This is a genomic window from Haloarcula salina (assembly GCF_049603855.1).
GTDB classification, from domain to species: Archaea; Halobacteriota; Halobacteria; order Halobacteriales; family Haloarculaceae; genus Haloarcula; species Haloarcula salina_A.
This window is the reverse complement of record NZ_CP187146.1, coordinates 2,332,344-2,347,553: the sequence shown is the minus strand read 5'-3', so window position 1 is coordinate 2,347,553 and position 15,210 is coordinate 2,332,344. Positions and strand designations below refer to the sequence as shown.

Sequence of the window (15,210 nt, the reverse complement as noted above, 5' to 3'; positions counted from 1 at the left end):
AGAGTACTCACTACTATGTCGGAACACCCGACGGAGGATAGAGGAAGTCGCCGCGAGGCGGCTGGCCGTGAAATTCGCGACGCTGTGTGATGGAAGTGGATCTTCTGTGAGCCAGAATACGTTATTCGGAGGGCACCCAGCGATGCGTGCGCTCTCAGACGTCGGTGAGGTACAGTTTCTCGACACGACGCTGCGCGACGGCGAGCAGGCCCCCGGCGTCTCGCTGACGCCCGACGACAAGGCCGACATCGCCGCGAAGCTCGATGCGGCGCGTATCGACGTGGTCGAGGCCGGCAGCGCCTGCACCGGCCCGGGCGAACGAGAGACCATCTCGCGGGTCGCGGGGCTCGACCTCGACGCGACGGTCACCAGCTTCTGTCGCGGCATCCAGAACGACATCGACCTCGCGCTGGAGTGTGGCGTCGACGGGATCAACCTCGTCGTGCCGGCCAGCGACAAGCACGTCGAGGAGAAGGTCGGCACCTCGAAGGCCGACAACGTCCAGAACACGGTCGACCTGGTGGAGTACGCGACCGACCACGGGCTGTGGGTCGAGGTCATCGGCGAGGACGGCTCCCGCGCCGACCTGGACTACCTCGAGGAACTGCTCGGGGCGGCGCTCGACGCCGGCGCGGACCGCGTCTGCTGGGCCGACACCGTCGGTCACGCGACGCCGGACCGCGCCCTCGAATGCGTCTCCCGTCTCGCCGACCTCGGTCCCGTCAGCACGCATACGCACGACGACCTCGGGCTGGCCGTGACCAACGCGCTGGTGTCTATCGCGGCGGGCGCGGACCTCGTCCACGGAACGATCAACGGCATCGGCGAGCGCGCCGGCAACGTCGCGCTGGAGGAGGTCGCCATCGCGCTGGACCACGGCTACGGGGTCGAGACGATGGACCTGACCGAGGTCCACGACCTCGCTCAGCTCATCGCCAACCGGACCGGCATCCCGCTGGCCCCGAACAAGGCCGTGGTCGGCGAGAACGCCTTCACCCACGAGTCCGGAATTCACACCGACGGCACGCTCAAGGACGACTCGATGTACGAACCGTACCCGCCGGAGAAGGTGGGACGGGAGCGCCGCCTCGCGCTCGGCAAGCACGCCGGCCGCGCGGGGGTCCGGGCCGCCCTCGACGAACACGACGTCGAGGTCACCGACGAGCAACTCTCCCAGATCGTCTCGCGCGTCAAGGAGATCGGCGACCGCGGCAAGCGCGTCACCGACGCCGACCTGCTGACCATCGCCGACGAGGTGACCGGCGACGCGCGCGACCGCCGGGTCGAACTGCTCGGCCTGACGGCCGTCTCCGGCTCCGATACGCCGACCGCGAGTGTCCGGCTCTCGGTCGACGGCGAGGAACGCAAGGAAGCGGCCGTCGGCTCTGGGCCGGTCGACGCCGCGATGAACGCCGCGGAGGTGGCGCTGTCTCACACCGCCGACGCGACGCTCGAAGACTACCACGTCGACGCCATCACCGGCGGGACGGACGCGCTCGTCACCGTCGAGATCGAGATGTCACGGCGCGACGACCACGTCGTCGTCACCGCGAGCGACTCCGACATCACCCGCGCCTCGGTGCGCGCGATGGTCGACGCGATGGACCGCCTCGTCGCCGACGACGACGAACCGCTCGTCGCGGACGACTGATCTGACACGTCGCTTCCTGCGCTCGCATTCCGCTCGCGGACTGGGTTTCACCGGCGAGACGAATGTTGAATAAACACAATTATAATTCAGGCAACTATTTTGTGGCTCCCGGTCCAACCGCACGGTGTCATGGCGGATCTGGGCGATAACGGGGCGTACGGGGCTCGCGGTCAGTCCGTGACACGATTGTAGCGAGAGGCACGGACACCGCGCGGGCGGCGGCGACGCGGTGGACATGGCAGACACTGGGAACGCGCCCGTTCGACGGGGGCCGACTACTGATTCGAACGGCCGGGCCGCCGTCGAGACGCGCGTCTCTCGGTTCGGGACTCAGGTGAACACAGCCAATGATACCAACCGACTTACCAACGACACGGCGACGACTGCTACGGAGTATCGGGGTCGGGGCCGCCGGTGCGGGGCTCGGAACGACCGCCGGTGCAGCGGAACCGGTCGCCGGGGACAACAGCGCGGCCCAGAACAGCCAATCGAACGCGATTGACCCGATCTTCGGTCTCGCGTCGGCGGGACCGAACCCGTGTAGCGGTGACGCGGACGCGTCCTGCTTCGAGTCGTTCCCGGAGCCAGTTCGGCCTGACCACGAGGTCGAACTCCACATCGAGATTCCCGGCCTGCTCCTGGCGCTGGCAGAGCAGGGCGGCTTCTCGGACACGACGACCGCCACCATCAACATGGAGGCTGCGGACGGCGACGTCGTCGCTCGGAACCTTCACCGGCCGGACGCCACGGTCGAGATTCAGACGCCGGACGGGGCCGTCACCCGTACCGTCGCCGAAATCGCCACCCTCGTCACCGAGACGATAGGGTTCCATTACGACCCCGCCGGGCTCCACGTCAGCCCCGGCGACGTGGTCCTCTTCAGCGCCGAGACGCCGGATCACGCCGTCGCGGCGTATCACGAACGGCACGGGCGCCAGAACAGGGTTCCCGACTCAGTCGGCCCGATCACCTCCCCGCAGATCCCGGTCGGCGGATCCTGGTTGTACCGGTTCGGCGCAGAAGGAGTGTACGATTTCTACTGTCCTCCTCACCAGGTCTTCGGGATGGTCATGCGCGTGGTCGTCTCCGACGGCGATTCGGTGCCGTCGCTCTCGGTCGAAAACACTGGGCGCCCGCCGGCCGAGGAGACCTTCCTGCCCGAAATCCTCGCGGGGTTCGACCCGAACGTTCCGAGTTCGCACGAGGCGCTGACGGCCGCTCCGCTGGACCCGGAGGCCATCGTCGAGGACGGCCCCGTCTCGTGGGAGACGGTCGTCGAACACCACCGCAATTCGTAGCGCCTCGGTCGGCAGTTCAGACCGAACCACCTGAATCCCCGCTTCTCGAAAGTGCTCGGCAGCACGTGTGACTGCATCGAAAAACAATCAGCGGAACGTCGCGCGGTCGCCGCCGCGGGCGACGGATTACTTGTGGCCGCGACTGGCCTCGTGGTACTGGAACACCGTCTCCATCCCGCGGACCAGCGCGTCGAGGTCAACGCTCTCCGTGTCGAACTCTCGGTCGCGGACCGCGCGGTACCGGTCGGCCCATCGGTCACGGAAGCGTCGCTCGAACTGCTCGGCCTTGATCTTCTCGATGATGTCGGCCTTCCGGTCGTCAGAGCCGCTGAGGTCGCTCGGCGAGACGAGTCCCTCTTGCAGTGCGAGGACCACGATACCCGCGGTGTAGTCTCCCTCTTTGACCTCGCGCTCCCAGGTCGTGAGCCAGTTCCCGATGCGGGCCATCTCCTGGAGGTCCCAGAGGAGGTCCCGGACGGTCCCGAAGTCCGAGTGGACGAAATCGGGAGAGTACATCAGATCGACGTCCGCGTAAGGGAACATTACCATGTTGTGCGCGCCGTAGCGCTCGGCACCGCTCAGGTTCGCGATGCGGGGATTCTCGTTGACGACCGCGCTGTAGTCCATCGCGTTGAGCGTCTGGCGCATGTCGTACTGGAAGATGTCCGCGAACTCGTCGACGCGGGGGGCGTCCGCGAGGCCGCTCTCGAACTCCCGCCAGACGCGCTCGATGAAGGCGAAGTATTCGTCGCTTACCGCGGCACGGCGCGGGTCCACGGCCGATGGGTTCTGAACGAGGCGGCGGGCCTCTTCGAACGTGTCACGGTCACCGTCGTTCTCGACGATGTCGTCGAGGATCGTGACGTACATCGTGAGGATCGTCTTCTGCGTGCGGACATGGTCTGCGTGCGCCGGGTCGACCGACGAGAGGGTGAACTCGGGGAACAGCGAGTAGATCCACTGCCAGAGGAACCGGTCGCGCTCGCCACAGACGCGCTCGTACTCGTCTGCCAGTACCTCGACCCGGTCGGGCAGCGACGTGGTCCGTATCTCTTCGAGGAAGTCGCCCGTGTCCGGGGCTGCTGCGTCGGCGCTCATCGAGAACCACCTGTGAGCGGCTGCGCCCGGACTACGGGTGAGTAATATTCAATTAACTGATCTTTGAAGGTGTCTACTTCGGTCGCACGTCCAGTCGATTCGCGCCCCTCACCTGATTTCGAGGCGAGTATCACACGTTGTTGTCCGCGGCCCATACATTCGAGAGGTAACGTAGTCCTTAAAGTGGTACTGACGTGTAAGATACGTATAACGACACAGAAACTGGCTGCTTTGACAGAATTTGGCATGAAATACGTACCAGTTTTTCTTTCCATACCTCTCTGCCCTGCTCAGAGAAATGATACCTTACTACCAATTTTGAGAAACACGGCTCGACGACAATCGTTCTGTAGCGAGTGACGATCGACTCCGTCACTCACCTATCAGACTGACAATGATTACAGCGGTGTGGACGACGACAGCGATCGCAGAAGTAGCTACGCTCGGACGCCGGACGTACCTGAGCGGTCGTGACATGGCGTCACGGACACGGAGCGATTCCCTTCGACTTCGATCCGACAGCCGGCCATGCTGAAGACGACCAGCCCGTCTGGACTCGGCTCGCCGGGCTCCCCGGCCCGAAACAGCCGATCCAGGGCGTCGGGGTCGATACAGTCACTGATGCGGTCGTCGAGGTCGACAGGATCGATTCCCAGCGTGTCCGCAACCGCGTGGACGATGGTCTCGCTCAGCGGTTCGTTCGGCGACGGTCGGTAGACCAGTTTTGCCTGAGACATGGGATCTCTGTCGTCTCTTGACCCCATACTCGAAAGGTGATTGTGGCTACACTGATACGCGCCCATCAGCGCAGTCACTAACAGTATAGCGCCACTAGCGGTCGCCGAATACGAACTCCAGAAGCTTCCGCTCGCTGACGCGGAGGTGCCGGTTGACCGTTGGCTGGGACACCTCGAGAATCGAGGCGATTTCCTGGCCTGTCGTCTCCCGCGGCCAGTCGAAGAAGCCGCTCAGGTACGCCGTCTGGAGAACTTCGAGCTGTCTGTCGGTGAGGCGCTCTTCGAGCGCCGACCGGGCCTGCCCCCCGTGCGGGCTGTCCGAGTCCGTCCCGTCGCGCCGCGCGACGAGCCGCACGTCGGCGTAGCGCTCCCCGAGTCGGCTGACGAACTGTCTGACGTCCGTCTCGCCCGAGACGGCGACGGTCACCTCGATCCCGTCCGGCGTCGTCCGAAGCGTCGTCAGTCGGCCGCCCTGTTCGAGGAGCGTCTCGGCGATGGTCCGCCCCGAGACCACGACCTCGTAGAGCCCGTCGCGCTGGTCGGTCGAGATGGGGCGGGCGGACTCGACGCGCGTCATCGAGGACGCCTCTCGTTCGACGAGCGACGGGTCACAGTCAGAAATCGAAAGGAACAGCCGAACGGTGTCGTCGCTCCGCGGCACGGCCCCTTCGCAGACGACCGGGACGCCCAGTCGGTCCGCGAACTGCGAGAGGAACGACTGGCGCGCCGAAAGCGTCAGTTCCAGTTCGACGGTCCCGTCGCCGGCCCGGCGCTGCCTGGACTCGACCTCGCGTATCGCGTTCGCGATGGTCTCGCCGAGTTCGGTGAACACCTCCTGGAGCATCTCGTCGAACCCGTCTTCCTGGGACGCGTACACCGTCAGTACGCCGTAGACGAACTCGTCGTACTGGAGCGGGACGCTGAGCGCCGACTGGAAGTCGCGAGAGATGGCTTCCGTCCGCCAGTGCTCGCCGCGGAGGCCGTCCGCGATCGCTGGGATGACCGTCATCTGCTCGGACTGGGCGGTCTGGACCGAGGGCGGTCCGCCCTCGCGTTCGAGCGACAGCGAGACGGCGTCCAGGTAGCTCGCGGTGTCGCCGGCCCAGGCCCGCGGAACGAGTTCGGTCGCGTCCTGCCGGCCGAGCCAGGCGAACGAGAACCACTGGGACTCGGCCAGTTCCTCACAGACCGCCTGCTCGATCTCCTCGCAGGTGTCGGCGTCGACGAGCACCCGGTCGATGCGTCGGATGATCGCGTTGACCTGCTTGAGCCGCCGCAGCTCCCGGTTCTGCTCGCGGCGTTCGGCCTCTCGCTCGCGAAGCGTCGTCTCCCGGTCCACGCGGGCGAGCGCGGCCTCCGCGCTGGCGGCGAGGAGGTCGACCATCTCTCGAATCCGGGCGTCGTCGTGCTTCTCGCCCGTCTCGACGTAGAACACGCCGTGGTCGGCCAGCGGGAGACAGAGCCGCTCGGCGTCGACGGCGGTCGGCCCGTTCCCGAGGTCGATGGGGTCGCCGGCCGCCAGCTCGACGGCGCTGTCTTCGACGAACACGTCCCAGAGTTGCCCGCCGCCGGGCCCGACGGTCCGCTCGCGGTCGCCCTCGTCGCCGCTCTCGTCGACCGCGCGCAACACGTTGTCGCTCCGGTCGAAGAGGTAGATCGACGCGTCGGGGAGTTCGAGGATGTCGACGGCGGTCCCGACGATCTGTCGGGCCACGGCCGCCTTGGTCTCGGTGTGCAGCAGCTTCCGCGTCGACTTGTGCAGCGCTTCGAGCGTCTCCTCGAAACGCTTCCGGTCGGAGATGTCACGGACGACCCCGATCTGGCGGTAGCCGCCGTCGTCGAGGTCGTACATCGTGAACCGCGTCTCGATTGGGAGCGTCCCCCCGTCGGCGGTACTGAGTTCCGTCGTGAGCGTTCCGACCTCGCGCTCGCCTTCGAGGAACTGCCGTGTCATCTCCGCCACGCCGTCGATGACGTCGTCGTCGGCCAGCAGCGCCGCGTTTGCCCCGACGAGCGTATCCGATTCGTAGCCCATCATCGACTCCACGGCGCTGTTGACGGTCTGTATCGTGAACGACTCGTCGAGCGTGTAGATCCCGTCCTCGATGGTCTCGAAGATGCGCTCGTACTCCTCTAACATCTGCGTCCGCTCGTGTCGCTCGGTCACGTCGTGGACGACGCCGAGGTAGTGCGTCTCGCCGTCCCACTCCTGTGGTTCGAAGGCGATTTCGACCCATCGCTCGGTGTCGCCGCCGCGGTACTCGGCGGTGACTGGTCCCGCCGAAGCCTCGCAGTGCTCGGCGAGGTCGAGTGTCTCCAGAGCCGGGAAGAACGCGCCGAGTCGCGTGCCGAACACGTCCCCCGGCGCTTCGTCGAGGAGGTCACAGAGGTGGTCGTTGCCCGTGAGGATCTGGCCGTCGGCGTCGACCACGACGATCGGTTCCGGCATCCGCGACGCGAGCGTCTCCAGGAGGACGGGCGGTGACTGCTGCGTCGGGGGCTGGTCCTCCTGTTCGTTCCCGTCTGTTCCACTGACCGGCTTCTCCATACCCCACCACGGCACTTGCCGGTTGAAAGGTTGATCCAGGAATGCGTTCCAGATAGTTACGTTTCCAACACCGATATACATCGACTGGCTATCGAACTGCCGACGTCAGTCGGTGAGGTCGACCACGTCGTCGAGGCCCCGAACGTCGTGGTCGGGGTCGACCCCGAGGTCTGCGTCGACCCGGTGCGGTCGCCTGATGAACGCCGAGTCGACGCCGGCCCGGTGGGCCGCTTCGATGTCCGATTCGTTGTCCCCGACGAACAGCGCGTCCTCGACGCCCAGATCGTCCATCGCCCGCTCCAGGTAGTACGGCCGGGGTTTCTTCCGGTGCAGGCTCTCGACGGTCGGTTCGCGCGCCCACACGCTGTCGAAGTGTCGTGCGAGGTCGAAGTGTTCGAAGGCGAAGGCCACCGTCTCGCGCTGGTTCGACGACACCACGCCCAGCGGACAGTCCAGTCGGTCCAGCGCAGACACGTCGCTGTAGGGCTGTTTCTCGCCAGCCAGGATCAGCGACCGCTGGGCCTCAGCCATCGCCTCGTCCCGGGCCCGGAAGAACCGCTCGGGGTCGATGTCGTAGGTCTCACAGACAGCGGTGAGTTCGGGAACGGTCACGCCGATGCTCATCGCCTCGACGTGGGCCGTCGTCGGCGACGCGACGCCCATGGTCTCGAAGGCTCGCCGCGCGCCGGCGTAGTGGGCGTCCATGTCCGTCAGGGTCAACAGCACGCCGTCGTTGTCGAAGATGACCGATTCGTAGCCCATCGGGAGTGCCTACGGCGGCGGCAGTGAGAAACGTTTCGCGCCGTTACAGCCCGAGGTCTTCCCCGCCCTCGTGGTCGAACTGCTCCGGCGGACGGCCCGCTTCGTCGATCACCTCGTCGGAGACGATGATCGGACAGTCCACCCGGAGGGCAACTGCGATAGCGTCGGACGGACGCGCGTCGAACACCATGTCTTTCCGGCGGTCCTCGGTGTACTGCTCCGCGTCGATCTTGCCGTAGAAGGTGCCGTCGGCCAGGTCGTCGATGCGGACCCGGTCGATCGCGCTCCCGAACTCGGTTATCATCTCGACCATGAGGTCGTGGGTCAGCGGGCGCTCGAAGGGCTCCCCGGACAGCGCCAGTTGCATGGACTGGGCCTGGTCCGTGCTGACGAATATCGGAACGATTTCCTCGCGCGCACGGAGGAGAACGACCGGCGTCCCGGCACCTTCCTCGCTGACGCCGACGCCGATTCCCTCAACCGTGGCATCGTGTTCCATGACACCGGGTATGGCTCGCGGGTATGAAAAGCTACCCCGACGCCGATCCAACCCACGCTCGGGCCTCGGTCACGGTGTCACCGCTCGAACACGCCGGTGGCCGAACGCGCGCACCGACTGAAACCGTCCTCGACGCCAGTGGACCGCTGTGGCCGCGTCTCGGCAACGATAAATCCCGATTAAGCCGAATTAAAACGGGCAATAGCGCGCCCAAATCGGCAAAAATCGGCTTAATCCGTCTTTCTCGCTTTCCCCCTTGATATGCCACCGGGACAGAGAGCCGAGCGGAGGAATCGATCACGATGAAGCTCACACAGATCGCCGGCGCGCTGCTGGCCGTGCTCGTCATCACGGGCTCGGCGGCGGCGCTGCCCGGCGCGGCAGATGCACAGGCCGACGACCACGCGGAGAACGCACAGGCTGACGACCACGCGTCCGACGACGCTACCGACCCCGCCGCGAACGGGTCCGCGTCCGAGCAGGCTGACCGACGCGGTCCGCCGGCCGACGCCGGGAGCGCGGCCGATCGGCGTGGCCCGCCCACTGATCTCCCCGCGCAGGTCCCCGACTTCGTCGGTGACATCCACGACCTGATCCGCCAGAAGATGGCCGGTGACCTCACCGGCGACCTCGGCGCGCAGATCAGCGAGCTGACGCCGGACGAAGACGACGCTGACGAGACCGCGGACGACGCGGCCTCGACGAACGCCACGGCGAACGGCACCGCCGCCACGGGCGACGCAACCCCGACCGACGGCGAGCAGTAACCCACTGACGCGCTGGCTCTCCCCATAGCCGATCGCACAAACGCGGTTTTTTTGCCCGCTGAACTCCGAGAGACGTGCATGGACGACACCGCCGAGCCCGGCACCCGCAGCGACGACGGCACCGGGTCCCGCACGACAGCGGACCTGCTCGCGGGCGACGACGCGGACTCGTCGGACGGCCTGCTCGACGCGGAGGGCATGAACCGGTGGCAGGCGACGAAGTACATCGCGCCGTTCGTCGCCATCGGGCTGTTCGACCTCGCGCTGTTGCTCGGCTGGGGCCTCGACCCGCTGTGGGGGTTCATGATCCTGCCGCCCATCCTGTTCGTCTCGGTGCTGGGCTGGATCGCGTTTCGCACCGGCTTCGCGAGCGACCGGACCGGCGATCCGAGAACGGACGGCGACTGACCGCTCACTCTGTCTCACGACATCGCACGCTCGATTCGAACACCGCTATGCAACAGCCACGAGCGCAACGCACGGAGCAACAGCTAGGCAGAGCAACGCAGAAAACGGCGGTGTGTGACCGCCTCACTCCTCGAAGAGGTCGTCGACCGCGGCCCGTGCCGCCAGCGCGGCGTCGTCCGCGACCCGGTCTTCGTCCTGCCTGGCGTCGGGCGCGTTGAGGTACACGTCGACTTCGAGCAGGTCGTCCTCGAAGGACACCGTCACGTCGAGGTCCTCGACCTCGCTGGCGTCGAACCGAGAGAAGACGACATCCTCGGCCGCCCGCGCGGCCGTCTCGACGACCTCGTCGTCGGTCGGCATCGCCTTACGCGCCGCCAGCGCCGGGGCCGCCGGCCGGGCCAGCGCCGCCCGCGCCGCCGAGCATCTGCTGGAGCTCGCCCTGCAGGTCCTCGAACTGCTCCTGGACGCGCTCTTCCTGTTTCTCGAGCGTCTCGACGCGGACTTCGAGGCTGCTGACCTTCTCTTCGAGGTCGTCCTGAGCCTCGTCGAACTCCGTCTTCACGAGGAGCTCGCCGACCTCGCGGTACATGGTGGCGTCCTCGTCGATGTCGTCGAGCTCGTCGAGGGCCGTCTGGGACTCCTGCAGTTCCGTCTCGGCCTGCTGCTTCTGGGCCGCGACCTGCTGTGCTGTCTGCTGGAGGTCCTGCAGTTCCTCGAGCTTCTCCTGTGCTTCAGGCGGAAGATTACCCTGCATACTCCGAGGGTCGGGGCCCGCACTGTTAAACCCACGCTTTCGATACTATCGGCGACGCGCTCACCCGCGCGGCGCTCGCCGTGCTCGCGGCGGATCGGTGTCAGGCGACTTCGCCGACGGCGCGCTTGCGCAGCTCCTCGGTCAGATGTGTCCCATGCCGGAGTACCTTTTTCGTCGTCGGGTGGACACCGCACACCCTCCTCGAAAAACCTACGCGAAAAAGCCGCCGCTCGCCGTGCTCGCGGCGGATCGATGTCAGGCGACTTCGCCGACGGCCCGCTCGCGCAGCTCCCCGGTCAAATGTGTCCCGTGTTGGTCAATCCGCCTGACGATGCGCTTTGCCTGCGTCGGTTTCAGGTACTTGTCCTCGATGGCCGCGCGGACCACCACGCCGAAACTGCTCGTGACTTCGGCCCCAAGTCCCTGGGCCATGCGGCGGACAGTGCGGTCCTCGGAGACGACGGCGACGGCCGCACGGTCGGCGCTGTCCCGGTGTGCGAGGACGCCGGCGAGCACCGTCACGGCCGAGCCGAGGTTTTTCTCGCCCAGCAGCGCTTCGGCCTGTTCGATGCGGTCTTCGTCGACGGACGTGTCGACGCCGCCCTCGCGGTACTCGGCCAGATTCGTCGCGGTCGGCTCCACCTGCACGTCGTCGATCACCGGCTCTGGAATCACGATGTCCCCGTCGAAGGCGTCGAGCAGGGAGAGTTCCCCCACCTGTCCCAGCGAGTACAGTGCCGTCGGTCCCACGTAGATGCGGGTCATAGCTCCGCGGCCGTGTCGGCGTCGAGTTCCATATCGGAGAGTTCGAGCTGTGTCGTGAGGTTGCGCTCCCGGGCCACGTCGAGCCACTCGGCGATGGAGAGGTCCGCGAGCTGTGCCGCCTCGGCCGCCGACACGTCGCCGGACTGGTACTGTTCGACCGCGACGCGGATGCGAAGCGTCTCTAGGCCCTCGCGGAGCGCCTTCCGAATCGTCGTCGAGCGGTCTTCCGAGAGCAGTTCGGCCACGTCGTCGAGTTCGTCTTTCTCCTCGGCGGGGAGGCGAGCGCTGATAGTGGGCATGTTTGCACAGTGATGTGGCGTAAACGCACATCAAACTACGGGTCGACAACGCGACTGTCTGCGAGATGGAAATTATCCTGCGGCGAAACGTTTGAGAGAGAACTGCTAAAAGCGGCTGGATGGCGCTCGCTCTGACTCACGGCGTGGGTGGCGTCCTCTGCTACCTCGGCGCGCACGGATGGCGGAGGTGACGCCGCGACCGCCAACGCTTAATCACATCCGGTCCGACGGGTGGCCAATGAGCAGGGAGGCACACGCGTTCGTTCCCGGCCACGTGACCGGCTTCTTCACCGTCGACCGGGGTGAGGACCCCATCGAGACCGGGTCGCGCGGCGGCGGCATCGCGCTGTCGGACGGGGTCGCCGTCACGGTCCGCCCTAGCGACGACACGCGGGTCACGCTGAACGGCGAGGCGATACAGGTCGAGGCCGTCGAGCGCGTACTGGACGCGTTGCGGACCACGGCGACAGTCACCGCAGAGACACCGCTCCCGCTGGGGTCGGGCTTCGGCGTCTCCGGCGGACTGGCGCTCGGGACCGCGCTCGCGGCCAACGCCGTCTTCGACCGGCGGCTCTCGTACAACGAACTGGTGACGGTCGCCCACGGCGCGGAGGTCCAGTCGGGGTCTGGACTGGGCGACGTGGTGGGACAGGCCCGCGGCGGCGTCCCGCTCCGCCTCGAACCCGGCGGCCCGCAGTACAACTACCTCGACGCGATTCCGGCCCGCAGCCGCGTCGAGTACGTAACCCTGGGTGAACTGTCGACCCAGGACGTGGTCGGCGGCGACACCGACGCGCTGACCGACGCCGGCGAGCGCGCGCTCTCGGACGTGGTCGAGGAGCCGACGCTGGCGACGTTCACGCGGGCCTCGCGGCGCTTCTCCCGCGAGGCGGACCTGCTGACGCCCGAGGTGAAGGGGGTCATCGACGACGTGGCCGAGGCCGGCGGGGACGCCGCGATGGCGATGCTCGGCGAGACGGTGTTCGCGCTCGGGACCGGCCTCACCGACGCCGGCTACGACGCGAGCGTCTGCTCGGTCGACCCCGCGGGAGCGACCGTCGAGGACGAGTCGCCCACCGCGTAGCGCCCTCGAACCGTCTTCCTTTTCCGCGCCGACGCGTAGCCACGGATATGGACTGCCGGCAGTGTGCGACGCCGCTGGACCGACCGGGCGACTACTGCCTGGTCTGTCACACTGCCAACGCCGACGCCGTCGTCCTCGAACTCGGCCGCGAGCGGGCGACGGTGACCGCAATCTACGACGGCTCGGTCGTCGGTCAGCGGACCGTGACGACGACCCCGGAGGGCGAGGGCAGCGAGGAGTCCGTCGTCGTCGAACTCCGTAACTTCGCCGGCCTCGTCGCCGACGAGGTCCGGCGCAAGCGCCCGGAGGAGGTGTACGTCACTGGCGACCGCGACGTCATCGCGGCCGTCCGCCCGCAACTGCACTACGAATTCTTCCGCGTCGAGGGCGACGACCCCGTCCAGCGTGTCATCGACCGGCAGGGCGAACCGGCCCTGGAGGTCGTCGACGCCGCACCGTCGGAGAAACTGGGCGGGAGCCACACCACGCTCATCGGCGGCCGGGCGGGCCAGCGGGTCGTCCACACCGTCGCCGGCCACCCGCACGTCAAGAAGGTCATCCCCGGTCCCATCGATGCCGGCGGCGCGAGTTCGCCCACCGGCGTCCGGGCCAAGGCGACGCGCGCCGACGACAACGGCAACGTCCGGGTGCTCATCCGCGACGGGTCGAGCGTCCAGGAGAACCGCGTCGTCACGACGGCCGGCGACCGCGAACTCGGCGAGCACGTCCGGGCGGACCTGAACGACGCGCTCCGCGAGGCCGAGCTACAGGACTGACCTGCGGCCAGTCGCCGCCCCCTACACGAAACTGCCAGTGCCGACAGCGGCGGCCACGACGACTCCAACGACTGTCGCCCGCGAGCGCGCCGGCAGCGCGGTCCGCACGTCCAGGACGAGCGGGAGCGCGTGCAGCGTCCCGAGGGCGAGGTAGCCCGTCGGAGCGACGCGGTCGAACGCGGTGACGCCGACGACGAGCAGACCGAGGCCGACGACGCCGGCCCCGAGATAGCCGCGGCCCCGCACGGGCTGGCCGGCTCCTTCCAGCACCCCGCCAGTCCAGCAGTAGCCGGCGGCCGTCGCGGCGACCCACGCGTGCCAGAACGCGACCGCTTCTGGGACGACGCCGAGCAGGCCGCCGACGGTCAGCGCCATCGCGCCGCCGTTGACCGCCCCCCACACGAACAGCACGTCCGAGAACCGGATCGATTCGGGCGCGTGCAGGACCGTCAGGCCGACGAAGCCGCCGGCGACGACGACCCAGAGCGCCGTCGCGAGGACGGCTCCGTCGGCGAGGTCGAACCAGACGATGGCCTGCGTCCCGCCCCAGCCGAACGCGCCGGCCGCGGCTCCCGAGAGCAGGAACTCGGCCGGTGTCAGCCGGCCGCTGGTGGCCGGGGCGACCCGGTGGAGGCGACGGCGGAGCGCGTCGGACGCTGTCATGGCACGCGCTTCGCCCGCCCGCACCTTCAGTTGTTACGCCAGTTCCGCCGCGAACAGGAGGACGCTCGGCGCGACCAGCAGGACGAGGCCGACGAGAATCAACAGCGCGGGCACGACGAGCAGTCCCATCTCGGTGAACAGCCACAGTCCCAGCCCCGCGAGCAGGGCGACGAGACCGACGATGCGCACGAGCCACGTGACGATCCCCTCGAGACCGGAGTCCGCCAGCAGGTCGAGTGCGTCGAGTAGCTCGTCCATAGCGGCCGGGGATTACCGACGGAGGCTGTTAGTCTCTGTGGCCACGCGACCGGTCCCGGCGGCGGGACGCTCGAGGGCATCGTCGGGACCGCATCTCGAAGGCCTTATGTGGACGCTCGGCGGACAACAGACCACTATGGCCACGAAGAAAGGACGCACCGGGAGCGCCGGCCGGTTCGGCGCTCGCTACGGGCGTGTGTCCCGGCGGCGCGTCGCGGAGATCGAATCGGAGATGAACGAGGACCACGCCTGCCCCAACTGCGGCGAGGATCGCGTCGACCGCAAGGGAACGGGCATCTGGCAGTGCAGCTACTGCGACTACAAATTCACCGGCGGCAGCTACACGCCGGAGACCCCCGGCGGCAAGACCGTCCGTCGCTCGATTCGGGCCGCGCTGTCCGAAGACGAGGAATAAAGGACCGTCACCCCTATCTCTCAGTTATGAGCTACAAGTGTTCACGCTGTAAGCGCGACGTGACGCTGGACGAGTACGGCGGCGTCCGCTGTCCGTACTGCGGACACCGCGTCCTCCTCAAAGAGCGGTCGCCCGACGTCAAAGAGATCGACGTCAATTGACCGCGCCACACCGGACGCTTCTCGCCGTCGAGTACGACAGCCCCGAGCGCGCCCGCATCGTCGAGCAGAGCGTCCGGCCCGAAATCGGCGCGATCGACGGCGACCGAACCACGGCGACGCTCGCCCGAGACGCCGAAACCGTCGAGGTTCGCGTCGCGGCAGACGATCTCGTTGCCCTCCGCGCCGGAATCAACACGTGGCTGACGCTGCTGTCGGTCGCCGAGGAGAGCGACCGCGCGGCCACAGAACAGTTTTAAGCATCGCGTG

General features: G+C 67.4%; 20 protein-coding genes. 9 read left to right on the top strand and 11 right to left on the bottom strand.

Translation table 11 applies throughout. The features are described from left to right. The first annotated feature begins 142 nt into the window (after nt 1-142). A complete protein-coding gene (locus ACOZ4I_RS12070) occupies nt 143-1,651 on the top strand; it encodes a (R)-citramalate synthase (RefSeq protein WP_423999851.1) in 1,509 nt (502 codons plus the stop codon). A 347-nt stretch (nt 1,652-1,998) separates the two neighbouring features. Continuing rightward, on the top strand, nt 1,999-2,949 hold the full coding sequence (locus ACOZ4I_RS12065) for a cupredoxin domain-containing protein (RefSeq protein ID WP_423999849.1): 951 nt from the start codon (nt 1,999-2,001) through the stop codon (nt 2,947-2,949). A 126-nt stretch (nt 2,950-3,075) separates the two neighbouring features. Here ACOZ4I_RS12065 and ACOZ4I_RS12060 read toward each other — a convergent pair whose 3' ends face one another. The 5 genes from ACOZ4I_RS12060 to ACOZ4I_RS12040 all read right to left on the bottom strand — a co-directional run bounded on the left by ACOZ4I_RS12060 (nt 3,076) and on the right by ACOZ4I_RS12040 (nt 8,593). After that, a complete protein-coding gene (locus tag ACOZ4I_RS12060) occupies nt 3,076-4,047 on the bottom strand; it encodes a terpene synthase family protein (protein WP_423999847.1) in 972 nt (323 codons plus the stop codon). 437 nt (nt 4,048-4,484) lie between these two features. Continuing rightward, entirely contained in the window at nt 4,485-4,784 is a 300-nt protein-coding gene (locus ACOZ4I_RS12055) for a HalOD1 output domain-containing protein (RefSeq protein WP_423999845.1), read from the bottom strand. Nucleotides 4,785-4,878: 94 nt separating this feature from the next. Next, nucleotides 4,879-7,332, bottom strand: coding sequence for a bacterio-opsin activator domain-containing protein (locus tag ACOZ4I_RS12050; protein ID WP_423999843.1), 2,454 nt, complete (start codon nt 7,330-7,332; stop codon nt 4,879-4,881). A gap of 105 nt (nt 7,333-7,437) precedes the next feature. Continuing rightward, on the bottom strand, nt 7,438-8,094 hold the full coding sequence (locus tag ACOZ4I_RS12045; RefSeq protein WP_423999841.1) for an HAD family hydrolase: 657 nt from the start codon (nt 8,092-8,094) through the stop codon (nt 7,438-7,440). A 43-nt stretch (nt 8,095-8,137) separates the two neighbouring features. Continuing rightward, on the bottom strand, nt 8,138-8,593 hold the full coding sequence (locus ACOZ4I_RS12040) for a bifunctional nuclease family protein (RefSeq protein ID WP_423999839.1): 456 nt from the start codon (nt 8,591-8,593) through the stop codon (nt 8,138-8,140). A 302-nt stretch (nt 8,594-8,895) separates the two neighbouring features. Here ACOZ4I_RS12040 and ACOZ4I_RS12035 point away from each other — a divergent pair, with 302 nt between their 5' ends. Then, on the top strand, nt 8,896-9,360 hold the full coding sequence (locus ACOZ4I_RS12035) for a hypothetical protein (RefSeq protein ID WP_423999837.1): 465 nt from the start codon (nt 8,896-8,898) through the stop codon (nt 9,358-9,360). A 78-nt stretch (nt 9,361-9,438) separates the two neighbouring features. Next, nucleotides 9,439-9,768, top strand: a complete 330-nt coding sequence (locus ACOZ4I_RS12030; RefSeq protein ID WP_423999835.1) for a hypothetical protein — start codon at nt 9,439-9,441, stop codon at nt 9,766-9,768. Nucleotides 9,769-9,891: 123 nt separating this feature from the next. Here ACOZ4I_RS12030 and ACOZ4I_RS12025 read toward each other — a convergent pair whose 3' ends face one another. The 4 genes from ACOZ4I_RS12025 to ACOZ4I_RS12010 form a co-directional block, all read right to left on the bottom strand. Continuing rightward, nucleotides 9,892-10,128 carry a DUF3194 domain-containing protein gene (locus ACOZ4I_RS12025; RefSeq protein ID WP_423999833.1) on the bottom strand — a complete coding sequence of 79 codons (237 nt, stop codon included), beginning with the start codon at nt 10,126-10,128 and terminating at the stop codon, nt 9,892-9,894. 4 nt (nt 10,129-10,132) lie between these two features. Then, the gene (locus tag ACOZ4I_RS12020) at nt 10,133-10,522 is read right to left on the bottom strand and encodes a prefoldin subunit beta (RefSeq protein WP_423999831.1); all 390 of its coding nucleotides are present in this window, start codon (nt 10,520-10,522) and stop codon (nt 10,133-10,135) included. Between the two features lie 255 nt (nt 10,523-10,777). Further along, on the bottom strand, nt 10,778-11,287 hold the full coding sequence (locus tag ACOZ4I_RS12015; RefSeq protein ID WP_423999829.1) for a hypothetical protein: 510 nt from the start codon (nt 11,285-11,287) through the stop codon (nt 10,778-10,780). Further along, nucleotides 11,284-11,586 carry a UPF0175 family protein gene (locus ACOZ4I_RS12010; RefSeq protein WP_423999827.1) on the bottom strand — a complete coding sequence of 101 codons (303 nt, stop codon included), beginning with the start codon at nt 11,584-11,586 and terminating at the stop codon, nt 11,284-11,286. Before ACOZ4I_RS12010 ends, ACOZ4I_RS12015 begins: the two co-directional genes overlap by 4 nt. Nucleotides 11,587-11,824: 238 nt before the next feature. Between ACOZ4I_RS12010 and ACOZ4I_RS12005 the strand changes: the two genes are divergently transcribed. Both ACOZ4I_RS12005 and ACOZ4I_RS12000 read left to right on the top strand, forming a co-directional pair. Next, nucleotides 11,825-12,670 carry a pantoate kinase gene (locus ACOZ4I_RS12005; RefSeq protein WP_423999825.1) on the top strand — a complete coding sequence of 282 codons (846 nt, stop codon included), beginning with the start codon at nt 11,825-11,827 and terminating at the stop codon, nt 12,668-12,670. Between the two features lie 47 nt (nt 12,671-12,717). Further along, nucleotides 12,718-13,446 carry a DUF2103 domain-containing protein gene (locus tag ACOZ4I_RS12000; protein WP_423999823.1) on the top strand — a complete coding sequence of 243 codons (729 nt, stop codon included), beginning with the start codon at nt 12,718-12,720 and terminating at the stop codon, nt 13,444-13,446. A 21-nt stretch (nt 13,447-13,467) separates the two neighbouring features. Here ACOZ4I_RS12000 and ACOZ4I_RS11995 read toward each other — a convergent pair whose 3' ends face one another. Together ACOZ4I_RS11995 and ACOZ4I_RS11990 are read right to left on the bottom strand one after the other, a co-directional pair. Continuing rightward, nucleotides 13,468-14,109: a hypothetical protein gene (locus ACOZ4I_RS11995; protein ID WP_423999821.1), complete on the bottom strand. Its 642-nt coding sequence runs from the start codon at nt 14,107-14,109 to the stop codon at nt 13,468-13,470. 33 nt (nt 14,110-14,142) lie between these two features. After that, a complete protein-coding gene (locus tag ACOZ4I_RS11990; RefSeq protein WP_423999819.1) occupies nt 14,143-14,367 on the bottom strand; it encodes a hypothetical protein in 225 nt (74 codons plus the stop codon). A 106-nt stretch (nt 14,368-14,473) separates the two neighbouring features. Between ACOZ4I_RS11990 and ACOZ4I_RS11985 the strand changes: the two genes are divergently transcribed. The 3 genes from ACOZ4I_RS11985 to ACOZ4I_RS11975 are packed head-to-tail and all read left to right on the top strand — an operon-like array spanning nt 14,474 to nt 15,200. Continuing rightward, nucleotides 14,474-14,782 (top strand): 50S ribosomal protein L37ae, encoded by a 309-nt coding sequence (locus ACOZ4I_RS11985; RefSeq protein WP_423999817.1) that lies wholly within the window; start codon nt 14,474-14,476, stop codon nt 14,780-14,782. A 26-nt stretch (nt 14,783-14,808) separates the two neighbouring features. Then, a complete protein-coding gene (locus ACOZ4I_RS11980) occupies nt 14,809-14,943 on the top strand; it encodes a DNA-directed RNA polymerase subunit P (RefSeq protein ID WP_162316872.1) in 135 nt (44 codons plus the stop codon). Further along, nucleotides 14,940-15,200 (top strand): KEOPS complex subunit Pcc1, encoded by a 261-nt coding sequence (locus ACOZ4I_RS11975; RefSeq protein WP_423999815.1) that lies wholly within the window; start codon nt 14,940-14,942, stop codon nt 15,198-15,200. The genes ACOZ4I_RS11980 and ACOZ4I_RS11975 overlap by 4 nt, the downstream gene beginning before the upstream one ends. Nucleotides 15,201-15,210 lie beyond the last annotated feature (10 nt).